Origin of the sequence: Zobellella aerophila, from assembly GCF_039539325.1 — a bacterium.
Classification (GTDB): domain Bacteria; phylum Pseudomonadota; class Gammaproteobacteria; order Enterobacterales; family Aeromonadaceae; genus Oceanimonas; species Oceanimonas aerophila.
Window position 1 is genome coordinate 642324 of record NZ_BAABCX010000001.1, and the last position, 19901, is coordinate 662224.

General features: G+C 59.6%; 20 protein-coding genes. 15 read left to right on the forward strand and 5 right to left on the reverse strand.

Translation table 11 applies throughout. From position 1 onward, the window contains the following. Positions 1–77 precede the first annotated feature (77 nt). Both earP and efp read left to right on the forward strand, forming a co-directional pair. Positions 78–1238, forward strand: a complete 1161-nt coding sequence (earP, locus tag ABD806_RS02950) for an elongation factor P maturation arginine rhamnosyltransferase EarP (protein ID WP_344954545.1) — start codon at positions 78–80, stop codon at positions 1236–1238. A gap of 49 nt (positions 1239–1287) precedes the next feature. Continuing rightward, entirely contained in the window at positions 1288–1845 is a 558-nt protein-coding gene (gene efp, locus ABD806_RS02955) for an elongation factor P (RefSeq protein WP_344956421.1), read from the forward strand. A gap of 186 nt (positions 1846–2031) precedes the next feature. On the opposite strand, the gene ABD806_RS02960 is transcribed toward efp, so the two are convergent. From ABD806_RS02960 to ABD806_RS02970, 3 genes are all read right to left on the reverse strand, one after another. Further along, positions 2032–3240: an ammonium transporter gene (locus ABD806_RS02960; protein WP_344954547.1), complete on the reverse strand. Its 1209-nt coding sequence runs from the start codon at positions 3238–3240 to the stop codon at positions 2032–2034. Positions 3241–3506: 266 nt separating this feature from the next. After that, the gene (locus ABD806_RS02965) at positions 3507–4154 is read right to left on the reverse strand and encodes a glutathione S-transferase family protein (RefSeq protein WP_344954549.1); all 648 of its coding nucleotides are present in this window, start codon (positions 4152–4154) and stop codon (positions 3507–3509) included. 96 nt (positions 4155–4250) lie between these two features. Further along, positions 4251–5060, reverse strand: coding sequence for a DUF4922 domain-containing protein (locus tag ABD806_RS02970; protein WP_344954551.1), 810 nt, complete (start codon positions 5058–5060; stop codon positions 4251–4253). Between the two features lie 289 nt (positions 5061–5349). Here ABD806_RS02970 and ABD806_RS02975 point away from each other — a divergent pair, with 289 nt between their 5' ends. Beyond that, the gene (locus ABD806_RS02975) at positions 5350–5829 is read left to right on the forward strand and encodes a low molecular weight protein-tyrosine-phosphatase (RefSeq protein WP_344954553.1); all 480 of its coding nucleotides are present in this window, start codon (positions 5350–5352) and stop codon (positions 5827–5829) included. 118 nt (positions 5830–5947) lie between these two features. Here the strand turns inward: ABD806_RS02975 and rne are convergent, their stop codons facing one another. Beyond that, positions 5948–9019, reverse strand: coding sequence for a ribonuclease E (gene rne / locus ABD806_RS02980; RefSeq protein WP_344954555.1), 3072 nt, complete (start codon positions 9017–9019; stop codon positions 5948–5950). 329 nt (positions 9020–9348) lie between these two features. Between rne and rluC the strand changes: the two genes are divergently transcribed. Further along, positions 9349–10299, forward strand: a complete 951-nt coding sequence (rluC, locus tag ABD806_RS02985; RefSeq protein ID WP_344954557.1) for a 23S rRNA pseudouridine(955/2504/2580) synthase RluC — start codon at positions 9349–9351, stop codon at positions 10297–10299. Continuing rightward, the gene (locus ABD806_RS02990) at positions 10296–10937 is read left to right on the forward strand and encodes an HAD family hydrolase (protein ID WP_344954559.1); all 642 of its coding nucleotides are present in this window, start codon (positions 10296–10298) and stop codon (positions 10935–10937) included. Before rluC ends, ABD806_RS02990 begins: the two co-directional genes overlap by 4 nt. 88 nt (positions 10938–11025) lie before the next feature. On the opposite strand, the gene ABD806_RS02995 is transcribed toward ABD806_RS02990, so the two are convergent. Next, a complete protein-coding gene (locus ABD806_RS02995) occupies positions 11026–11604 on the reverse strand; it encodes a Maf family protein (RefSeq protein WP_344954561.1) in 579 nt (192 codons plus the stop codon). A gap of 169 nt (positions 11605–11773) precedes the next feature. On the opposite strand from ABD806_RS02995, the gene yceD reads away from it, so the two are divergent. The 10 genes from yceD to mltG all read left to right on the forward strand — a co-directional run bounded on the left by yceD (position 11774) and on the right by mltG (position 19899). Beyond that, the gene (gene yceD / locus ABD806_RS03000; protein ID WP_344954563.1) at positions 11774–12295 is read left to right on the forward strand and encodes a 23S rRNA accumulation protein YceD; all 522 of its coding nucleotides are present in this window, start codon (positions 11774–11776) and stop codon (positions 12293–12295) included. 21 nt (positions 12296–12316) lie between these two features. Beyond that, positions 12317–12487, forward strand: coding sequence for a 50S ribosomal protein L32 (rpmF, locus tag ABD806_RS03005; protein WP_116473111.1), 171 nt, complete (start codon positions 12317–12319; stop codon positions 12485–12487). 10 nt (positions 12488–12497) lie between these two features. Further along, the gene (plsX, locus tag ABD806_RS03010) at positions 12498–13508 is read left to right on the forward strand and encodes a phosphate acyltransferase PlsX (protein ID WP_344954566.1); all 1011 of its coding nucleotides are present in this window, start codon (positions 12498–12500) and stop codon (positions 13506–13508) included. 5 nt (positions 13509–13513) lie between these two features. Next, on the forward strand, positions 13514–14473 hold the full coding sequence (locus ABD806_RS03015) for a beta-ketoacyl-ACP synthase III (RefSeq protein WP_344954568.1): 960 nt from the start codon (positions 13514–13516) through the stop codon (positions 14471–14473). A 13-nt stretch (positions 14474–14486) separates the two neighbouring features. Further along, positions 14487–15422: an ACP S-malonyltransferase gene (gene fabD, locus ABD806_RS03020; protein ID WP_344954570.1), complete on the forward strand. Its 936-nt coding sequence runs from the start codon at positions 14487–14489 to the stop codon at positions 15420–15422. Between the two features lie 183 nt (positions 15423–15605). Further along, positions 15606–16340, forward strand: a complete 735-nt coding sequence (fabG, locus tag ABD806_RS03025; protein ID WP_344954572.1) for a 3-oxoacyl-ACP reductase FabG — start codon at positions 15606–15608, stop codon at positions 16338–16340. 158 nt (positions 16341–16498) lie between these two features. Then, the gene (acpP, locus tag ABD806_RS03030) at positions 16499–16735 is read left to right on the forward strand and encodes an acyl carrier protein (RefSeq protein WP_014292450.1); all 237 of its coding nucleotides are present in this window, start codon (positions 16499–16501) and stop codon (positions 16733–16735) included. Between the two features lie 75 nt (positions 16736–16810). Then, positions 16811–18052: a beta-ketoacyl-ACP synthase II gene (fabF, locus tag ABD806_RS03035; protein ID WP_344954582.1), complete on the forward strand. Its 1242-nt coding sequence runs from the start codon at positions 16811–16813 to the stop codon at positions 18050–18052. Positions 18053–18110: 58 nt separating this feature from the next. Continuing rightward, complete coding sequence (pabC, locus tag ABD806_RS03040; protein ID WP_344954584.1) at positions 18111–18917, forward strand: aminodeoxychorismate lyase; 807 nt, start codon at positions 18111–18113, stop codon at positions 18915–18917. After that, positions 18901–19899, forward strand: a complete 999-nt coding sequence (gene mltG / locus ABD806_RS03045; protein WP_344954586.1) for an endolytic transglycosylase MltG — start codon at positions 18901–18903, stop codon at positions 19897–19899. Before pabC ends, mltG begins: the two co-directional genes overlap by 17 nt. Positions 19900–19901: the final 2 nt, after the last annotated feature.

Genomic DNA, 19901 nt, shown 5'->3' on the forward strand with positions numbered 1-19901 from the left:
TTAGCTATCGTCCGGGGCGGGTCTTATTTTATTCCGGCAATGCCGGGTTTTACCGACTGTGACATGAGGCAATCGAGATGACTGACCCGCAACGGCGACCACGCTGGGATCTGTTCTGCAGCGTGGTCGATAACTACGGCGACATCGGTGTCTGCTGGCGGCTGGCCCGGCAGTTGGTGGCCGAGTTCGGCCTGGAAGTGCGGCTGTGGGTCGATGATCTGCACAGCTTCCAGCGGTTGCTGCGTTCGCTGGACCCGACCCGTGATGAGCAGATCCGGCGGGGGGTCTGCGTGCGTCGCTGGGGGGAGCCTCTCGAGCCGGAGCCATCGGTGGCGGATGTGGTAATCGAAGCCTTCGCCTGTACCCTGCCGGCTTCTTATATCGCGGCCATGGCGGCACGCAAGAGCGCACCTGTGTGGATCAACCTCGAATACCTGAGTGCGGAAGCCTGGGTGGGGGAATGTCATGGCCTGGCCTCACCCCATCCGCAGCTGCCGTTGCGCAAACACTTCTTTTTTCCGGGCTTCGGTGCGGACACCGGTGGCTTATTGCGTGAACGTGGCTTGCTCGAGCGGCGTCGTGCCTTCCAGGCCGACAGTGCCGGGCTGGCGGCCTTCTGGCATCGGCTCGAGCTGCCTCAACCGGCGCCCGGGGAGCTCAGGTTGTCGCTGTTCAGCTACGGCAGTGCCGAGCTGCCGGCCTTGCTCCACTGTTGGAGTGCGTCGCCCCGGCCGGTATTTTGTCTGCTGCCGGAAGGACGCTACGCCGAGCCGGTGGCGCACTGGTTCGGGCAGGAAGGAGCCGAACCCGGCGCCCACTGGCAACGGGGGAACCTGCAGGTGCGGGTCATGCCTTTCCTCGAACAGGACAATTATGACCGCCTGTTGTGGGCTTGCGATCTGAACCTGGTGCGTGGCGAGGACTCTTTTGTGCGCGCCCAGTGGGCGGGACGGCCGCTGGTCTGGCAACTCTACCGACAGCAGGAAAATGCCCACCGGATCAAGTTGCAGGCTTTCCTGGACCGATATACCGCGGGGTTGGCGTCCGGGCCGGCCCGGGCCCTGTATGATTTCTGGCAGGCCTGGGATCGAGAGACGGGCGTCGCCGCGGCCTGGCCCGCCTTTATCGCCCACTATGATGCCTTGATGCGTCACGCCGAGGACTGGATTGAGCGGCAAAAAAAAGTCGGTGATCTGGCGACGAATCTAGTGCGGTTTTGCCGGGGAAGCAGGCTATAATCGCGCCGATTTTTTCCCCCTTTTCCAACACCGAGATTGAAAAATCATGATGAAGACAGCTCAGGAAGTGCGTGCAGGCCAGGTGATTATGATCGGCCGTGACCCCATGGTCATACTGAAGGCCGAGTTCAATAAATCCGGCCGTAACGCCGCTGTGGTGAAGATGAAACTGAAAAACCTGCTGACGGGTGTGGGCACCGAAAGCGTGTATCGGGCGGATGATAAATTCGAGCAGGTGATCCTTGAACATAAGGAAGTCAGCTACTCCTATTTTTCCGATCCCCTCTATGTGTTTATGGATGAAGAATACAACCAGCTCGAGGTGGAAGCCGAGAACATGGCCGACGCCCTGAAATATCTGGTCGACGGCATGCAGTGTGAAGTGGTGCTGTACAATGAAAAACCGATCTCCGTCCAGCTGCCGACCATAGTGGTGCGTGAAGTGGTTTACAGCGAGCCGGCCGCCAAGGGGGATACGTCCGGCAAGGTGATGAAGCGGGCCAAGCTGGAAACCGGCTTTGAACTGTCGGTGCCGGCATTTGTCGAGATCGGCGACAAGATAGAGATCGACACCCGTACCGACGAGTATCGCAGCCGAGCCAACTGAGCCTTCGGTCTGTTCATGCAAATGCCCGGCCATGGCCGGGCGTTTTTGTCTCTGGGCCCTGAAGCGTATTCCGGTACCAGGTTGATAAGGGGCAGCCGTTGCCCGGCAGTGGCGGCTATTCGGTTGGATATTTGTCGGCTATCTTGTCGCCTCTATCCAAGGGTATCCGTTGCCGGGCAGGGCCGGTCATTCCTTGGGATTGGCGGCTATCTTATGAATGCTGAGATCGGCACCGTCAAACTCCTGCTCGTCACTCAGGCGGATGCCGGCAACGGCTTTGATGCCGCCGTAGACCAGGGCGGCACCGAGCAGGGCGGTCAGCACCCCGGCCAGGGTGCCGATCAGCTGAGACGCCAGGCTGACCCCGCCCAGGCCACCCAGCGCCTGGCTCCCGAAAATACCGGCGGCGATGCCGCCCCAGGCGCCGCACATGCCGTGCAGTGGCCAGACCCCCAGCACATCGTCGATTTTCCATTTATTCTGCTGCAGGGTAAACAGCCAGACAAAGAGGGCGCCGGCTACCGCGCCCACCACCAGGGCACCGATGGGGTGCATCAGATCAGAGCCGGCACAAACGGCAACCAGGCCGGCCAGGGGGCCGTTATGGATAAAACCAGGGTCATTCCTGCCCAGTAGAAGGGCGGTGATGATACCGCCGACCATCGCCATCAGCGAGTTGACCGCTACCAAGCCGGAGATGCCGTCCAGGGTCTGGGCCGACATGACGTTGAAGCCGAACCAGCCGATCGACAGGATCCAGGCCCCCAGGGCCAGGAATGGAATATTGGAGGGCGGAAACGCGACCAGGCGGCCACCGCGATAACGGCCCCGGCGGACGCCCAGTAACAACACGGCGACCAGCGCAATCCAGCCGCCGACACCATGGACCACCACCGAGCCGGCGAAGTCATGAAACCCGGCGCCGAAAGAGGTTGCCAACCATGATTGGAAACCGTAATTGCCGTTCCAGATCATGCCTTCAAAGAACGGATAGACAAAGGCCACCGAGAGGGTCGACGCGGTCAGGATCGGCCAGAATTTGGCACGCTCGGCAATGCCGCCCGACACGATAGCAGGAATGGCCGCGGCAAAGGTCATCAGGAAGAAAAATTTGACCAGCTGGTATCCATTACTTGCCGCCAGGGTCTCGGCATCCTGAAAAAAGGTAACGCCGTAGGCGATCCAATAACCGACGAAGAAATAGGCCACGGCGGAAAAGCCAAAGTCGGTCATGATCTTAACCAGGGCATTCACCTGATTCTTATGGCGGACCGTGCCGACCTCGAGAAAGGCAAATCCGGCATGCATGGCAAAGACCATGATGGCTCCCATCAGGATAAACAGGGTGTTTGCGCTTTGCGTCAGGGCTTCAACGGCACTGGTTACATTTTCCATTCACCAAAATCTCCTTACATCTATGCTGCGGGAACAGCGGTGTTTGCACCTTGGTGGTGCATGCTACGAGTTATCACCCCAAAAAGGTGCATGAATGCTGGGTGTTACTTTATTTTGCCCATTTTAGTGCCGAAGGTATTTTTATAAGTATTTGAAAAATAATTTAAAAATAGAATCAGCACCATGCTGGTGCCTGGGCGCACCCTTTTGGGTACCTTGCCCGGCACTAAAATAAAGCATGAACCATGCCAGATCCTGGGGCGGGATTATTGGTTGGCCTGCATCGCCGCCAGTGCCTGTTGCTGTGCGGCAATGACGGTCTTGCTGTGTTCCCGCTCGGCGACCCGCGTCAGCCAGGCGGCCAGGGTCGGCACTTCATGCAACGGATCCCAATGGTAGACGGCGTCCATCAGGGGGAGGACGAGACTCAGCACGTGCAGTACCACTATGTCTGCATAGCTGAATTCGTGGCCGGCTATCCAGGGGCTGCATTGCTCCACCCGGGTGAGCGCTGCCAGCCCCCGGACCACCTGGGGCCTGACTTCATCATAGGCACTCTGGGACAGGGGCTCGCCAAAGAGTACATGACCCAGATGCCGGCGGGCCGGGCCATCCAGGTAGAGCTCTGCGATGCACATGATTTCGCGCACCTTGGCCCGGGCGTAAGGGGAGGCGGGCAGCAGCGGCGGCTCGGGCCGGGTTTCTTCAAGATATTCCATGATGGCCAGGGATTCCGAGATAAAGCCTTGGTCGGTTTCCAGGCAGGGGATCTTGCCCATGGGGCTCTTGCCGAGAAACGCCGGTTGTTGCGAGGGCGGAGTGGTCACTTCTTCGAAGGGGATGTCTTTTTCCAGCAGGCTCTGCTTGATCATATTGTAATAATTACTGACGGCGATGCCGTGAAGCTTCAACATAACGGACTACTCCATTTCCATTTTCCGTCACCATGACGAACGAGTGTCGTCCTGATCCTGTCCATGAGCATGGTCCAGCCCGGCGGTTTTGACCAGTCAGCCACCCTGGCCGGTGTCTGAGGGCAGGGTGCTGGCCTGGCGCAGTATGTTTACCACCCCGAACTGGCGGATGCTGTCCAGTTCCTGCCGATTGACGGCGAACAGGGAGCCGAGAAAGCCGAGGGCATTGACCTCGGTGACCACACGTCGGCATGAACGGGGGATCAGCCACAGGCCTTGGGGCAGCAGGATCAGGTTAAAGGGATGTTCCGGCGCCAGCGCCAGTTGGTGGCAGGCCTGCCGGTAGGCAGCAAACACCCTGTGACTGTCATCGTCGGCGCACAGGGCAAGCCAGATGCCACGGGGACAGAGCAGACGGCGGGTATCGGCATCCCTGGGATTGACCGGGGGACCTGTCAGGCCGGTGTTGAAGTGTCCCGGCAGCAGTTGGAAGTGCCGATGTGGCTGGCTGGCCCCCGCCTCGGTACCACCATTGTAGAATCCGATGGCGTCATGGGCGGTGAGCAAGGGCCAGAAAGCGGCAAAGTCCTGTTCGGTCAGGGAGCCGTCCTGGGGTTGGAAACGCCGGGTGATCAACAGCAGGTGGTTGGCCAGCAGATTAAACTTGTTCAGCAGCAGACTGTAATGGGGGTATTGGGCGACCAGCAGCTCGGGATCCGGTGAGGCAAAGGGATCCCCGTGGTTCGGACCTGTGCCGTGGGGTTTATGGAAGGGGCCGTCCAACTGGTGGATCAAGAAGGTCAGCCCCAGCTCCTGGTGGGGGAATACCCGGGTGGGAATGCTGCACAGGGCACCGCTGCGGCTTGCCCGTGCGGCCACTTCCCGGCCGAGTTCAAATATATCCACAAAGTTGTCCTTGTGTTTTGGCGGAGCCCGTCGTCTACCTTTCAGGTTAATCCTCAAAACGGGGGCTGAAAAGGCTGGCTCCTGGCTGTCGGCATACATTGCCGAGCTGTTCGATAATTTTCTTTATCTTTCATGTAGTTGCCCGTATAAATCGGATCAGAGGCGGAAGGAGGACTCAACTGGTCTGTTGTAATTCAGGAAATCTCCCCCAAAATTATCCGTAAATACCTGAAAAAACTTAAGTTATTATTCACTCCCGGGCGAAGAGCCGAAAAAGAGGGTTAAGATTTTGAAAAACAAGGAAAACTATAAGGTTTTATTCGTCTGTATGGGCAACATCTGCCGTTCACCCACCGCCGAAGCCGTGCTCAGGGGCAAGGCCCGGCAGGCCGGTGTGCCGCTGGTGGTCGACTCGGCCGGCACTATCGGCTATCACGTTGGGGCCGAACCCGATGCGCGGGCGCAGGCCGCCGGTCAGGCCCGGGGTTATGACTTTTCCGGTATCCGTGCCCGCAAGGTACAGGCCGAGGACTTTGATCGATTTGACTTTATTTTGGCGGCGGACAGGAGCAATCTGGCCGATCTGAAGGCCCAGTGCCCGCCCGAGCATCTGCATAAGGTCAAGTTGCTGCTCAGCTTCGCGACCTGCGGCGAGCTGGAGGTGCCGGATCCCTACTATGATGAAGAAGAAGGCTTCGAGCGGGTACTGAATTTGATCGAGTCGGCTTGTGATGGCCTGCTACAGGCGATGGCGCTGCAGCGTGGTTGAGTCTAAATAGCTGTTCCGCGACGTAGCAGTATTAGGAACAGTTATTTAGCGGGTTATCTGGTAAAGAAAAAGGCTCCCGCGGGAGCCTTTTTGGTAGCGATGATGAGGTGATTAGCCTTTATTGGGGCTTGCTCATCGGAGCCGATGCCTTATTACGGGCGGCGGCGGAGCCGGCATGGCGACCGCTGATCAGCAGCGGTTTACGCTCCAGAGGCGGATAGTCCACATGTACCTTGGGCAGTTCGGGGGCCGCCGGCGGCTTGGTCATGGGCGCAGATGCTTTCCTGGCCGCCTGATATAAACCGGACTGGGGGTGGCTGACCTTGATCACCTCATGGGCAGGGTGAGCTGGGGAGCTGGCGTCCACCACTGGGCTCGGCTCCGGCTGCGCAGCCTGCTCTTCCGACACGGCTTGGGCCGCGGGCTGTTCGACCGCAGGCACGGGCTGTTCGACCGCAGGCACGGGCTGTTCGACCGCAGGCGCGGGCCGTTCGACCGCAGGCGCGGGTTGTTCGACCGCAGGCGCGGGCTGTTCGACCGCAGGCGCGGGTTGTTCGACCGCAGGCGCGGGCTGTTCGACCGCAGGCGCGGGCTGTTCGACGGCAGGCGCGGGCTGTTCGACCGCAGGCGCGGGCCGTTCGACCGCAGGCGCGGGCCGTTCGACCGCAGGCGCGGGCTGTTCAACCTTGTCTTCAACCACCAGGGCTGGGGACTGTTGGCTGTCGGCAGTGACTGCCTGCTCCGTTTCCTTGGCAACCCATACATGCTCACCCTGGGCGGCGATCAGGGCGGCGGCGCTGTCCTGGCGACGCTGACGCCGGCTGTCTTCGTTGATGCGCTTACGCTTCGGCATCTGGCTCCGTTGATGACCATGGCGTTCGGCGGCCGGTTCGGCCTGGGCGGCCTCTTGTGGTTGCACACCTTGTTCGGCCTGAGCCTCTGACTCGGCGACAACCTCTTCTTTACGCGCTCGGGGAGCGCGGCGGGAACGTCTGCCGCTCGGCTCAGCCTGGGCTTCGTGCGAGGTGCTTTCCGGGCTTAGTTCTGTGCTTACAAGGTCGGCGGACTGAGTCTGTTCCTCTGCCTGCATACGCACTTTTTTACGCATCTGACGGCGCTGACGACGCTCGGCGATGGCCTGTTCTTTTTGCTCCTGTACACCGGTTTCGGCGGCCGCCACGACGGTGGCCGGCTCGGCGGGCACATCCTGCTGTTGCGGTTTGCGCGCCTGGGTGGTGGCATCGGCCGGGGCCTGTTCGCGACGCGGCTTGCGACGCTCACGTCTGGGTTTGTCGGGCTTGGCCTCGGCTTCAGGCTGGCTTTCCTGCGGCTGGGGCTTGGCGCGGCGCTCTTCCTGCCGGGCCTCGGTGCGGGGCTTGCGGCTGGAGCGGCTGCGCCTGTCGTCCCGCTCGCGGCGGTTGGCTTGACGGGCTTGGACCGGTGCGGCCTCCGCCGGCGGCGTGATCACCTGCTCAGCCGGTGGCTGGGCCGAACCTTTAAACAGGCTGGCAATGGCGCTGCACAGGCGACTGAACAAGCCCGCTTGCGGCGGTGCGGATACCGGCTGTTCGGGTTTGCTTACCACCGGGGCGGGTTGGGCAGGGGCGGTAAAGCCTTGCAGGGCAGGTTGCTCATAGGGGGTGCCCTGGGTTTGTTTGGGGGCGTAGACCGGCTGTTCAATCCGGGTTTTCAGCTCATAGCTGGTTACATCTTCCATGTCATTGGTGCGAATCCGCTCCACTTCAAAGTGGGGGGTGTCCAGCTGCTCATTGGGAATGATGTAAATATCGGCCTTGTAGCGGGTTTCCAGGCTGGCGATCGCTTTGCGTTTTTCGTTGAGCAGATAGGCGGCGACGTCGACCGGAACCTGAGCATGGATCTGGCCGGTATTGTCTTTCAGTGCCTCTTCTTCGATCAGCCGCAGAATCGCCAATGCCAGGGATTCGGTGTCGCGTATGGTGCCCTGGCCCAGACAGCGAGGGCAGACATGGGTGCTGGACTCGCCGAGCGAGGGGCGCAGGCGCTGACGGGACATCTCCAGCAGGCCGAAGCGGGAGATGCGGCCCAGCTGGATGCGGGCCCTGTCCTGGCGCACGGCGTCACGCAGGCGGTTTTCCACCTCGCGCTGGTGCCGTACCGGGGTCATGTCGATGAAGTCGATCACCACCAGGCCACCCAGGTCGCGCAGGCGTAACTGGCGGGCGATTTCTTCCGCCGCTTCCAGGTTGGTCTGCAGGGCGGTTTCTTCGATATCGCCGCCCTTGGTGGCCCGGGATGAGTTGATATCGATACTGGTCAGGGCTTCGGTGGGATCTATCACTATGCTGCCGCCGGAAGGCAGGCGAACTTCCCGCTGGAAGGCGGATTCGATCTGGCTTTCGATCTGGAAGTGGCTGAACATGGGCACTTCGCCCTCGTACAGCTTGACCCGGTTGACGAAATCCGGGCGCACCAGCTGGATATGCTGCTTGGCGCGCTCGAACACCAGCGGGTTGTCGATCAGGATTTCGCCGATATCACGACGCAGATAGTCCCGAATGGCGCGTACGATGACGTTGCTTTCCTGGTGGATGAGGAAAGGGGCGGAGCGGCTTTCGGAGGCTTCCTGGATGGCGGACCAGTGGGTCAGCAATACGTGCAGATCCCATTCCAGTTCTTCGGCGGATTTGCCGACTCCGGCGGTACGCACGATAAGGCCCATGCCGTCGGGCAGCTTGAGCTGACCGAGGGATTCTTTCAACTCGGTGCGCTCATCACCCTCGATACGGCGGGAGATGCCGCCGGCCCGGGGATTGTTGGGCATCAACACCAGGTAGGATCCGGCCAGGCTGATAAAGGTGGTCAGGGCGGCGCCCTTGTTGCCCCGCTCTTCTTTATCGATCTGCACGATGACTTCCTGACCTTCCTTGACCACTTCCTTGATATTGGGGCGGCCCTGGTAGCTGTAACCGGCGGGGAAGTAGTTGCGGGCGATTTCTTTTAAGGGCAGGAAACCGTGACGTTCGGCGCCGTAGTCGACGAAGGCCGCTTCCAGGCTGGGTTCGACCCGGGTGATTTTACCTTTGTAGATATTGGCTTTCTTCTGTTCGTGGCCCGGGCTCTCGATATCCAGATCATACATTTTCTGGCCGTCTACCAGGGCAACGCGCAACTCTTCTTCTTGAGTCGCGTTGATTAACATTCTCTTCATTGAGTACTCTTTTTATAGATTTTTGCTGTTGCTACAGCGTCCGCGTCCCCTCATCAGCCTTTTATTCCGACCGGCACCGGCCTCGAGTCTATAGCGTAATAAATGCAGCCTCCCGGCTGGATACGCATGAGGCGCTTTTCGGGTGCGTTTCTCGACGAAGGGAAAGGGTCCCGGAGGTCGCGAATAAAACGGATAATCAGGGGTGTTCAAGGTGCGTCACCAGACCTTGGTGATGCAAAAAACCCAGGCATTATCACATTTTATCCACAACCTTAGCAAGGCACCTTTTTTACAGCAAAAAGGGTTCGGGCAATGCTAGAATGGCGACCATGAAACAAGAACCGCAAAGTGTGCGACTGCTCACCATAGAGGCTGAGCATGAAGGGCAGCGCATCGACAATTTTTTACGGACTCAGCTTAAAGGCGTTCCCAAAAGCCTGATTTATCGAATACTGCGCAAGGGTGAGGTAAGGGTTAACAAAAAACGGATCAAACCTGAATACAAACTGCTGACCGGTGACCAGGTGCGGGTGCCGCCGGTGCGGGTCGCCGAGCGGGACAATGAGCTGCCTTCGGCCCGGCTGGGCAAGGTGCAGGCGCTCGATACCGCCATCATCTATGAAGACGATGCACTGATCGTGTTGAACAAACCCTCGGGCACCGCGGTGCACGGCGGCAGCGGCTTGAGTTTCGGGGTCATTGAGGGGCTGCGGGCATTGCGTCCCGAGGCGCGCTTCCTGGAGCTGGTGCACCGGCTTGACCGGGATACCTCGGGCATTCTCCTGGTGGCCAAGAAACGCAGCATGCTGCGTAGCCTGCACGAGCAGCTACGCGAAAAAACCATGGACAAGCATTATCTGGCCCTGGTACGCGGCCAGTGGCAGGCCCATCAAAAGGGGGTGAATGCGCCCCTTAAAAAGAACGAACTGGCTTCGGGGGAGCGGGTGGTACGGGTGGATAAGGACGGCAAGCCGTCGGAAACCCGCTTCCGTATCGTGCAGAAGTTCCAGGAAGCCACCCTGGTGGAAGCCAGCCCGGTCACCGGACGGACCCATCAGATCCGGGTGCATGCCCTGCACGCCGGCCATCCGATCGCCGGCGATGACAAATACGGTGACCGCCAGTTTGACGAGAAGATGCGTGGCCTGGGCCTGCAGAGGCTGTTTTTGCACGCCTGTCGCATCCGCTTCTTCCATCCCGGGCTGGAGCAGACCATGGTACTGGAAGCGCCCCTTGAGCCGGCGTTGAAGACCCTGTTGACGCGGATGGCGACGGCATGAAATATCAGCTGGTGATTTTTGACTGGGACGGCACCCTGATGGACTCGGTGGCGCGCATTGTGTCTTCCATGCGGGGAGCGGCAGGAGACTGCGGCCTGCCGCTGCCGAGCCCGGAGCGGGTACGGCACATTATCGGGCTGAGCCTGCGGGAGGCGTTTCCGGTGATCTTCGGGGCCTTGTCTGCGCACCAGACCGACGCGCTGTTTGAGGCCTACCGGCGCCATTATCTGGAGCTGGACACGACCCCGACCCCCTTGTTTGCCGGGGCGGCGGAGACCATCAGCCAGTTGCATGGCCAGGGATACCGGCTGGCGGTGGCCACCGGCAAGGCCAGGGTAGGGCTGGACCGGGTACTGGCCGACACCGGCCTGGAGCCCTATTTCCATGCCCTGCGCGGTGCCGATCAGGCTAAATCCAAACCTGATCCGCTGATGCTGTATCAGATCCTCGATGAGCTGCAGCTCAGGCCGGAGCAGGCGGTGATGGTGGGTGATTCCATCTATGATCTGGCGATGGCCGAGGCCATCGGAATGGACCGGATAGGGGTGACCTATGGGGTGCACGATAAAACCCAATTATGCCAACATGCGCCGATCACCCTGATCGACGATATCCGCCAGCTTGGGCATTGGCTTTAAAAGAAGCAGTGTCAGCAAGCCTGTATCCATTCGGAAGATCTTGCCATCAATGGCGGGATCTTCCTGCTCCTAGCTTACTGCTGTGTTTTCAAGGCACATCCACCCCAAACTCGGCCAGCAGCTCGACCAGCGCAATCAGCGGTAGGCCGATCAGGCTGTTGGGATCCCGGCCTTCCATGCGTTCAAAGAGGCTTATTCCCAAGCCTTCGCTCTTGAAGGCCCCGGCGCAGTCCAACGCCGGCTCGCGGGCAAGATAACGCTCGATCTGTGTCTCGCTCAAGGATCTGAAGTGTACCTGGTAGGGCTCAACCAGCGAGCGACATTTCCCGCTGGCGGCATCAAGCAGGGCGAGGCCGGTATAAAAGGTGACATGTCGGCCGCTGGCGGCGGCCAGCTGGGCCCGGGCATTGGCCAGGGTGCCCGGCTTGCCGAGTATATGTCCCCGGTTGACACAAACCTGATCCGAGCCGATGATCAGCCCCTTCCGGTAGTGGCCGGCCACCGCTTCGGCTTTTTGTTGGGACAGGCGCAGCACAAGCTGTTGCGGCGTTTCCGCGGGCAGGGGGGTTTCGTCGATATCCGGGCTATGGCAACGGAAGCTCAGCCCCAGACGGGATAACAGTTGTTGCCGGTAAGGAGAAGAGGAGGCGAGGATCAGGGAGGACATGAGTAAGAATAGCGCCGATAATATAAGGAAACGATAGAGGTATTTTAGGGGGGTTGGCCGCTATCGTCATGCCTCTTGGTTTATTCTTTGGCTCCCGGCCCCGTTATCTCGGCTGTGGCATGTTTTTCCCTTTGACTCCCGTGACTTGACGCTATAATATGCGCGCCTTATGGAAAAGGTAAAGTTGCCCATTAAGGTTGACCCCGCACGCTGTGCGCTGAAACGGCTTGAGTATCGAGGCGTATTCGCGCCTGCGCTGATGCCCAGACTGGCGGATTCAACCCAAGGTATCCATGGTGATATCGACGTGTCTCTGAGCTTTGGTACAGATGCCCAGGGGCTGCGCGTGATGTCGGGTCAGGCCCGAGTACAGGCGACGCTCCAGTGCCAAAGATGTAACGAGCTGTTTGATACCACTATAGAGTCCGAATTTACATACACGCCTCAGCATGAAGATGCCGATGCGCCGGAATTGCCAGAAGAGTACGACACCTTCGAGGTGGATGAATTTGGCGAGATCAGCCTGGTTCAGGTCATCGAGGATGAGCTCATCCTCAATCTGCCCCTGGTACCGGTTCATGAAAATGAACACTGTGCCGAAGGTAAATATGACATGAGCTTTGGTGATATCCCAACCACCGAGGAACGGCCGAATCCTTTTGCAATCCTGGAAGAATTAAAACGTAAGTAACTGATTTAGGAGTGAGGTCAAATGGCCGTACAACAGAACCGTAAAACCCGTTCCAGACGTGGTATGCGTCGTTCACACGATGCACTGAGCACTGCCGCTCTGTCTGTGGACCAAACCACCGGCGAACTTCATCGTCGTCACCATATCACCGCCGACGGTTTCTACCGTGGCAAAAAGGTAATCGCCAAGTAAGGGTTGCCTTTTGCCGCAGCTGACCGTTGCGTTAGATATGATGGGGGGCGATTATGGCCCCCCGGTCACAGTGCCTGCCGCCGCGCAGGCACTGTCGCTTTTGCCACATCTCAAGCTAATCCTGTTTGGCCTGGAGCCGGAGTTGAGCGCCTGGCTTAACCGTTGCAAGCTGCTTCATCATCCCCGCGTGTCGGTATGCTTTACCAGCCAGGTGGTGACCAACGAGCAAAAGCCGACCCATGCCTTGCGTTACGGCGCCAACTCTTCCATGCGTAAAGCCCTCGATGCCCTGGCCAGCGGGGAGGCGGCTGCCTGCGTCAGTGCCGGCAATACCGGTGCCCTGATGGCGATGGCGATACGGGTATTAAATACGGTACCCGGGGTCGACAGGCCGGCGTTGATCACCCGCTTGCCCCAGGCCAGGGGCGGCTATGCGCTGTTGCTGGATGTGGGCGCCAATATCAGCTGTGATGCCACTACCCTGGCCCGCTTCGGGGTGATGGGGGAGCAGGCCGCCCGCCATGTCCTGGGGATCTCCTCGCCGCGTATCAGCCTGCTCAATGTGGGGGCCGAAGCCAGCAAGGGCAGTGACGCCATACGCCAGGCGGGTCAGTTGTTGGCGGCGATCCCCAACCTGAACTATACGGGATTTATTGAGGGGGACGGCTTGTTTGCCGGCCGGGCCGATGTCATTGTGTGTGACGGCTTTGTCGGCAATGTCGCCCTGAAGACCAGTGAGGGGGTGGCCCGCATGTTGCTGGGCTTGGGGGAAAGGCGCGGTTTGTTATGGAAAATGCTGCGTTTCTGGATAAAAAGACGCCTTTCCCATCTGAACCCCGACCAGTATAACGGGGCGAGTCTGATAGGATTACGCGGCAGTGTGGTCAAGAGCCACGGGAGCGCCGGCTCGCCCGCCTTTTTAAATGCGATTTTGCAGGCTGTTGCCGAAATTGAGCATGAATTGCCCGCGAGTATCGCGCATCGTTTTGATACTGCTCCAATGGACAGTCACGCAAGATAACGCCTATGAACAGTAAAATATTGGGAACTGGCAGCTACCTGCCAGAGGCGGTACGCACCAATGCCGACCTGGAGCAAATGGTAGAAACCAGCAATGACTGGATAGTAGAACGCACCGGCATCAGCGAACGTCGTATCGCCGGGGTGGAAGACACCATAGCGACCATGTCCTATGGTGCCGCGCTCAGGGCGCTCGAGGCGGCCGGCATCGGCGCCCAGCAGCTGGATATGATAGTGCTGGCTACCACCAGTGCCGACAATGCCTTTCCGGCGGCGGCCTGTGAGGTGCAGGCGATGCTCGAAGTGCCGGGTATTCCCGCCTTTGATATTGCCGCCGCCTGTGCTGGCTTCAGCTATGCCCTGAGCGTGGCCGACCAATTTATCCGCGGCGGCCAGGCCCGGCATGTGCTGGTGATCGGCGCCGATGCCCTGTCACGCATGTGTGCACCCGACGACAGGTCTACTATTATTCTGTTCGGCGACGGCGCCGGTGCCGTGGTACTGGGTGCCAGCGAAGAGCCGGGCATTCTGTCCACGCACCTGCATGCGGACGGCCGTTACGGTGAGCTGCTCAAGCTGTCTCATCCGAAACGGGGTGTCAGCGGCAGTGAGATGGACGCCTATATGCATATGAAAGGCAACGAGGTGTTCAAGGTTGCGGTATCACGGTTGAGCGATATCGTCACCCAGACCCTGGAAGCCAATGGTATCGACAAATCCGAACTGGACTGGCTGGTCCCGCACCAGGCCAATTACCGTATTATCAACGCCACCGCCCGCAAGCTGAACATGCCGCTGGAGCGGGTGATCCTGACTCTGGATAAGCATGGCAACACCTCGGCCGCGAGCGTACCCATCGCCCTGGATGAAGGGGTGCGGGATGGCCGAATTCAAAGGGGTCACCTGGTGTTGCTGGAAGCCTTCGGCGGCGGCTTCGCCTGGGGCTCGGCGTTGGTACGTTATTAAAGAAGGAAACAGAATGTCATTTGCCATTACCTTTCCCGGACAGGGATCTCAGGCGGTGGGTATGCTCGCGGGCGTGCTGGCCGACTTTGACGTGGTAAGAAATACCTTTGCCGAGGCCTCGAGCGCCCTGGGATATGACTTGGCCGAGCTGGTGCTCAAGGGCCCGGCGGAAGAGCTGAACCAGACCTGGCGCACCCAGCCAGCCCTGCTGACCGCGTCGGTCGCCCTGTGGCGGTTGTGGCTGCAAGAAGGCGGTGTCCAGCCAGCGGTGATGGCGGGCCACAGCCTGGGCGAGTATTCGGCCCTGGTCTGTGCCGGCGTGCTGAGCCTGAGTGATGCGGTCAAGCTGGTCGAGTTGCGCGGTCAGCTGATGCAGCAGGCGGTGCCAGAGGGCACCGGCGCCATGTCCGCCATCATCGGCCTGGACAACGACACCATCATCGCTAACTGCGCCCAGGCGGAGCAGGGGGAAGTGGTCTCTGCGGTCAACTTCAACTCTCCCGGCCAGGTGGTGATCGCCGGCAACAAGGCGGCGGTCGAGCGGGCCAATGCCCTGATGAAGGCAAGCGGTGCCAAGCGCGCCCTGCCGTTGCCGGTCAGCGTGCCTTCCCACTGCGCCCTGATGCGCCCCGCCGCCGAGCAGCTGGCGCAGACCCTGGCGGCGATGACCTTCAATGTGCCCGCCATTCCGGTGGTCAACAATGTCGATGTGGCGCTGGAAATCGAGCCCGACCGGATCAAGGACGCGCTTGTTCGCCAGCTGTACAGCCCGGTGCGCTGGACCGAAACCGTCGAGTCGATGGCGGAGCAGGGCATCACCCTGGCGCTGGAAATGGGCCCGGGCAAGGTGCTGACCGGCCTGGCCAAGCGCATCGACAAGCGGGTCGAAGGCCTGGCCGTCAATGACGCCGCCGGCCTGCAGCAGGCATTGGCGGCCGTACAGGGTTAAATAGGGCCATGTGGAGACACTGGGCTTCCTGTAAATAACGAACAGAATTGATGAGGGATGGCAGGGGCGTGGCCAAGCCGACCGTTGGCGCCATGGATGGCGCCGCCGAGCCCCCAGGGATGGGTTTACGGCGTGTCGGCGTGCTTCACCCTGTCAGCCCTTTGCACAGTCTAAGGAGTCACTATGAGTTTTTCCGGTAAAGTGGTACTGGTCACCGGCGCCAGCCGGGGGATCGGTCGCGCAACCGCTGAATTGTTTGCCAGCCGTGGCGCGACCGTGATCGGGACCGCCACCAGTGAAAAGGGTGCCGAGGCCATCAGCGCCTATCTGGGCGAACAGGGTGCGGGTCTGGTATTGAATGTCACCGATGTCGGCTCGATGAACGCCATGCTGGACACCATCAAGGCCCGCTTCGGCGATATCGATATCCTGATCAACAATGCCGGCATCACCCGTGATAACCTGATGATGCGGATGAAGGATGAAGAGTGGCAGGATATCCTGGACACCAACCTGACCTCGGTATTCCGCCTGTCCAAGGCGGTGCTGCGGGCCATGATGAAGAAACGCTTCGGCCGTATCGTCACCATCGGCTCCGTGGTCGGCACCATGGGTAATGCCGGCCAGGCCAACTATGCCGCCGCCAAGGCCGGCCTGATCGGCTTCAGCAAGTCGCTGGGCCGGGAAGTGGCTTCCCGCGGCATTACCGTCAATGTGGTGGCGCCCGGATTTATCGAAACCGATATGACCCATGCATTGAATGAAGAGCAAAGGGCCGGTATCTTGTCACAGGTTCCGGCCCAGCGCCTGGGCGATCCCAAGGAGATCGCCTCCGCCGTGGCATTTTTAGCGTCAGAAGAAGCGGGATATATCACCGGTGAGACACTGCACGTTAATGGCGGCATGTACATGGTTTGATGAAAATGACCGCAATTGCAGGCTGTTTGGCGGAAATTGCTGCATTTTTAGCAAGAATTCTGGTTAGACCAGCCTCAAATAGGCTTGCAAACTGCGGTCAATTTAATACACTACCGCAACGACACGCACTTGCGTATTTCTAAAGGAAAATACTGGTCATGAGCAACATCGAAGAACGCGTAAAGAAAATCATTGTTGAACAACTGGGTGTTAAGGAAGAAGAAGTTAAATCCGAAGCCTCTTTTGTTGATGATCTGGGCGCTGACTCCCTGGACACAGTTGAGCTGGTAATGGCTCTGGAAGAAGAATTCGACACTGAAATTCCTGATGAAGAAGCGGAAAAAATCACCACCGTTCAAGCCGCGATTGATTACATCAACGCCAATCAGGAATAACAAACCTGTACCGGGGCGGCGCTCGCCGTCCCGGTTCTTTCCCTTTTGTACTAACCCCCTTTCGGAGGCGCTCCTGTGTCAAAACGCAGAGTCGTGGTGACTGGCCTCGGTATGCTCTCTCCTGTCGGAAACACGGTTGATTCCAGCTGGCAAGCCCTGTTGGCAGGTCAAAGCGGCATCACCAACATTGAGCACTTTGATACCACAGATTACACCACCAAGTTTGCCGGCCTGGTAAAGAATTTTGATCCCGAAGCCCATGGCATCGCCAAGAAAGAAGCCCGCAAGATGGATTTGTTCATCCAGTACGGCGTGGCGGCTGGTCTGCAGGCGTTTGCCGATGCGGGTCTCGAGATAACAGACGCCAACGCCGATCGCGTTGGTGTGTCCATCGGTTCTGGCATAGGTGGTTTGGGTCTGATCGAACAGAACCATACCAGCCTGATGACCAGTGGCCCGCGCAAGTTAAGCCCGTTCTTTGTGCCGTCGACCATCATTAATATGGTGTCCGGTCATCTTTCTATCATGAAAGGCTTGCGCGGTCCCAATATCGCGGCAACCACCGCCTGTACCACTGGTACCCACAGCATCGGCCTGGCGGCCCGGATGATCGCCTATGGTGATGCCGACGCCATGCTGGCCGGCGGCACCGAAAAAGCGTCCACGCCAATGGGCATGGGTGGCTTCGCGGCGGCCCGGGCACTGTCTACCCGCAACGATGAACCCGAGAAGGCCAGTCGTCCCTGGGATAAAGGTAGAGACGGTTTTGTGTTGGGTGACGGCGCCGGTGTTGTCATGCTGGAAGAATACGAGCATGCCCTGGCCCGTGGCGCCAAAATCTATGCCGAGCTGATCGGTTTCGGCATGAGTGGCGATGCCCATCATATGACGGCGCCGCCCGACGACGGCAGTGGTGCCGCCAAGGCGATGATCAATGCCATCAAGGATGCAGGTATCTCCCCCGATGCCATCGGCTATGTCAATGCGCACGGTACTTCCACCCCATTGGGTGATGTGGCCGAGCTGAAGGCGGTCAAGCAGGTGTTTGGTGACCATGCCTATCAGCTGATGGTCAGCTCCACCAAGTCGATGACCGGCCACCTGCTGGGCGCCGCCGGGGCGATTGAAGCCATCATTACCGTGCTGGCATTGAAAGAGCAGTGCGTGCCGCCCACCATCAACCTGGACGATCCGGATGATGAGTGTGATCTGGATCTGGTGCCGAACCAGGCTAAATCCGGACAGTTTGACTATGCCTTGTCCAACTCTTTTGGATTCGGCGGTACCAATGGCTCATTGATCTTCAAACGCATATAATGGCCCCAGGCCTGAAACAGCCCGGCCCGGTGCCGGGCTTTTTTTTTATTTGGAGATTATGGAACCCATTATCATCGATACCGACAGCGGGGCGGCCCTGCGTCGAGGCTGGCAGCTGGGCGATGGGCATTTCACCACCATCCATGCTCAGGCCGGCAGGCTCCGGCTGTGGTCCTATCATCAGGCCCGTCTGGCCGAGGCCTGTACCCGGCTGCAGATGGCCGCGCCCGATTGGGTTCGACTCCATGATATGGCCCTTGAACTGATTGCTGGCGGCGGCGAGCAGGCGGTGCGCATCAGCCTGCTGCGCGGCCCGGGGGCCCGCGGTTATGGTATTGCCGGCTGTGGGGATACCACAGCTGTCTTCAACTGCTCGCCGTTTCCCGCCCACTATCACGACTGGCGGCAAACGGGGATAGGATTGGGGGTATGCAGGGGACGGCTGGGCAGCAGCCCGCTGCTGGCGGGCTTGAAGACCATCAACCGGCTGGAACAGGTGCTGCTTAAAGCGGAGCTGGAGCAGGCCGGCCTGGATGAAGGCCTGGTGCTCAATGAGGTGGATGAATTGGTCGAGGCGGTGACCGCCAACCTGTTTTGGCGGCGGGGAGGGCTGGTATTCACCCCGGACCTGTCGCGCTCCGGGGTGACAGGCACGGTGCGCCGCTGGGTGATAGACACCCTGGCTGAAAGGGGGCAGAGGGTGCAGCCGATCAGGGCCGGACTCTCCGCCCTGTTGCAGGCCGACGAAATTTGGCTGACCAATGCCCTGATGGGGGTGGTGCCGGTGGCATCACTGGCCGAGCGGGTGATAACCTCTTTCCCGACGGTTCGACAATTACAGTGTGAGTATGAAAAGCGTGTTTAAATGGCTTGGTCGTTTGTCCTTCCTGCTGACCTTTGGTCTATTGGGTTACGGTGCCCAGCAATGGGTTCAGCTGGAAAATATGCCGGTGGCTCTGCAGGAAGAACCGCTGTTTGTGGTCGGACGTGGGGAGACCAGCTCTCAGCTGATCAACCGGCTGAGCGCCGATCCCGTGGCTGCGCTCAGCCGCCGGCTATGGCTGCGGCTTCACCCGGAGTTGACTGCGGTCCGGCAGGGCACTTACCAGCTGTCCCCGGGCATGAGCGTGCGTGCGGCCTTGACCAAGTTTGTCAACGGCGATATTTATCGGCTCCAGGTGACCCTGGTTGAAGGGTTGCGCTTCCAGGACTGGCAGGCGCGGCTGAGCGAGGCCGAATATCTGGATATCGAGCTGGCCAGCCTGAATGAATCTGATCTGCTCGCCCGTCTGGGGAGCAAGCGGAGCAAGCTGGAAGGCCTGTTTCTACCGGAGACCTACAGCTATAGCCCGGGCGATAGCGATATCACCATCCTGGAACGAGCCTATCGCGAGATGCAGGATTTCCTGGCCAAGGCCTGGGCCGAGCGGGCTCCAGGCCTGCCGATAAAGACGCCTTACGAAGCCTTGATCCTGGCTTCCATTATCGAGAAGGAAACTGGCATCGCGGACGAGCGGCCGATGATCGCCTCCGTGTTTATCAACCGGTTGCGCCGCGGCATGCGCCTGCAGACGGACCCTACGGTGATTTATGGCCTGGGGGACGAATACCAGGGCGACATCCGCAAGCGGCACCTGCAGACTCATACGCCCTATAACACCTATATGATAGACGGCCTGCCGCCGACCCCCATCGCCATGCCCAGCAAGGAGGCGATCCTGGCGACCCTGCAGCCGGCCGAAGGCGACTACTACTACTTTGTGGCCATGGGGGAGGGACGCCATTATTTCTCCAAAACCCTGGCCGAACATAATAGGGCCGTGCGCCGTTATATTCTCAACAGGTAAGC

Excerpts from the sequence above, each read along its gene's own strand:
- rne (WP_344954555.1), bottom strand. The coding sequence starts at position 9,019 with ATGAAGAGAATGTTAATCAACGCGACTCAAGAAGAAGAGTTGCGCGTT.
- ABD806_RS02965 (WP_344954549.1), bottom strand. The coding sequence starts at position 4,154 with ATGTTGAAGCTTCACGGCATCGCCGTCAGTAATTATTACAATATGATC.
- rluC (WP_344954557.1), top strand. The coding sequence starts at position 9,349 with ATGAAACAAGAACCGCAAAGTGTGCGACTGCTCACCATAGAGGCTGAG.
- ABD806_RS03015 (WP_344954568.1), top strand. The coding sequence starts at position 13,514 with ATGAACAGTAAAATATTGGGAACTGGCAGCTACCTGCCAGAGGCGGTA.
- rpmF (WP_116473111.1), top strand. The coding sequence starts at position 12,317 with ATGGCCGTACAACAGAACCGTAAAACCCGTTCCAGACGTGGTATGCGT.
- ABD806_RS02990 (WP_344954559.1), top strand. The coding sequence starts at position 10,296 with ATGAAATATCAGCTGGTGATTTTTGACTGGGACGGCACCCTGATGGAC.
- fabD (WP_344954570.1), top strand. The coding sequence starts at position 14,487 with ATGTCATTTGCCATTACCTTTCCCGGACAGGGATCTCAGGCGGTGGGT.
- fabG (WP_344954572.1), top strand. The coding sequence starts at position 15,606 with ATGAGTTTTTCCGGTAAAGTGGTACTGGTCACCGGCGCCAGCCGGGGG.
- yceD (WP_344954563.1), top strand. The coding sequence starts at position 11,774 with ATGGAAAAGGTAAAGTTGCCCATTAAGGTTGACCCCGCACGCTGTGCG.
- mltG (WP_344954586.1), top strand. The coding sequence starts at position 18,901 with ATGAAAAGCGTGTTTAAATGGCTTGGTCGTTTGTCCTTCCTGCTGACC.
- ABD806_RS02995 (WP_344954561.1), bottom strand. The coding sequence starts at position 11,604 with ATGTCCTCCCTGATCCTCGCCTCCTCTTCTCCTTACCGGCAACAACTG.
- pabC (WP_344954584.1), top strand. The coding sequence starts at position 18,111 with ATGGAACCCATTATCATCGATACCGACAGCGGGGCGGCCCTGCGTCGA.
- earP (WP_344954545.1), top strand. The coding sequence starts at position 78 with ATGACTGACCCGCAACGGCGACCACGCTGGGATCTGTTCTGCAGCGTG.
- acpP (WP_014292450.1), top strand. The coding sequence starts at position 16,499 with ATGAGCAACATCGAAGAACGCGTAAAGAAAATCATTGTTGAACAACTG.
- ABD806_RS02960 (WP_344954547.1), bottom strand. The coding sequence starts at position 3,240 with ATGGAAAATGTAACCAGTGCCGTTGAAGCCCTGACGCAAAGCGCAAAC.
- efp (WP_344956421.1), top strand. The coding sequence starts at position 1,288 with ATGAAGACAGCTCAGGAAGTGCGTGCAGGCCAGGTGATTATGATCGGC.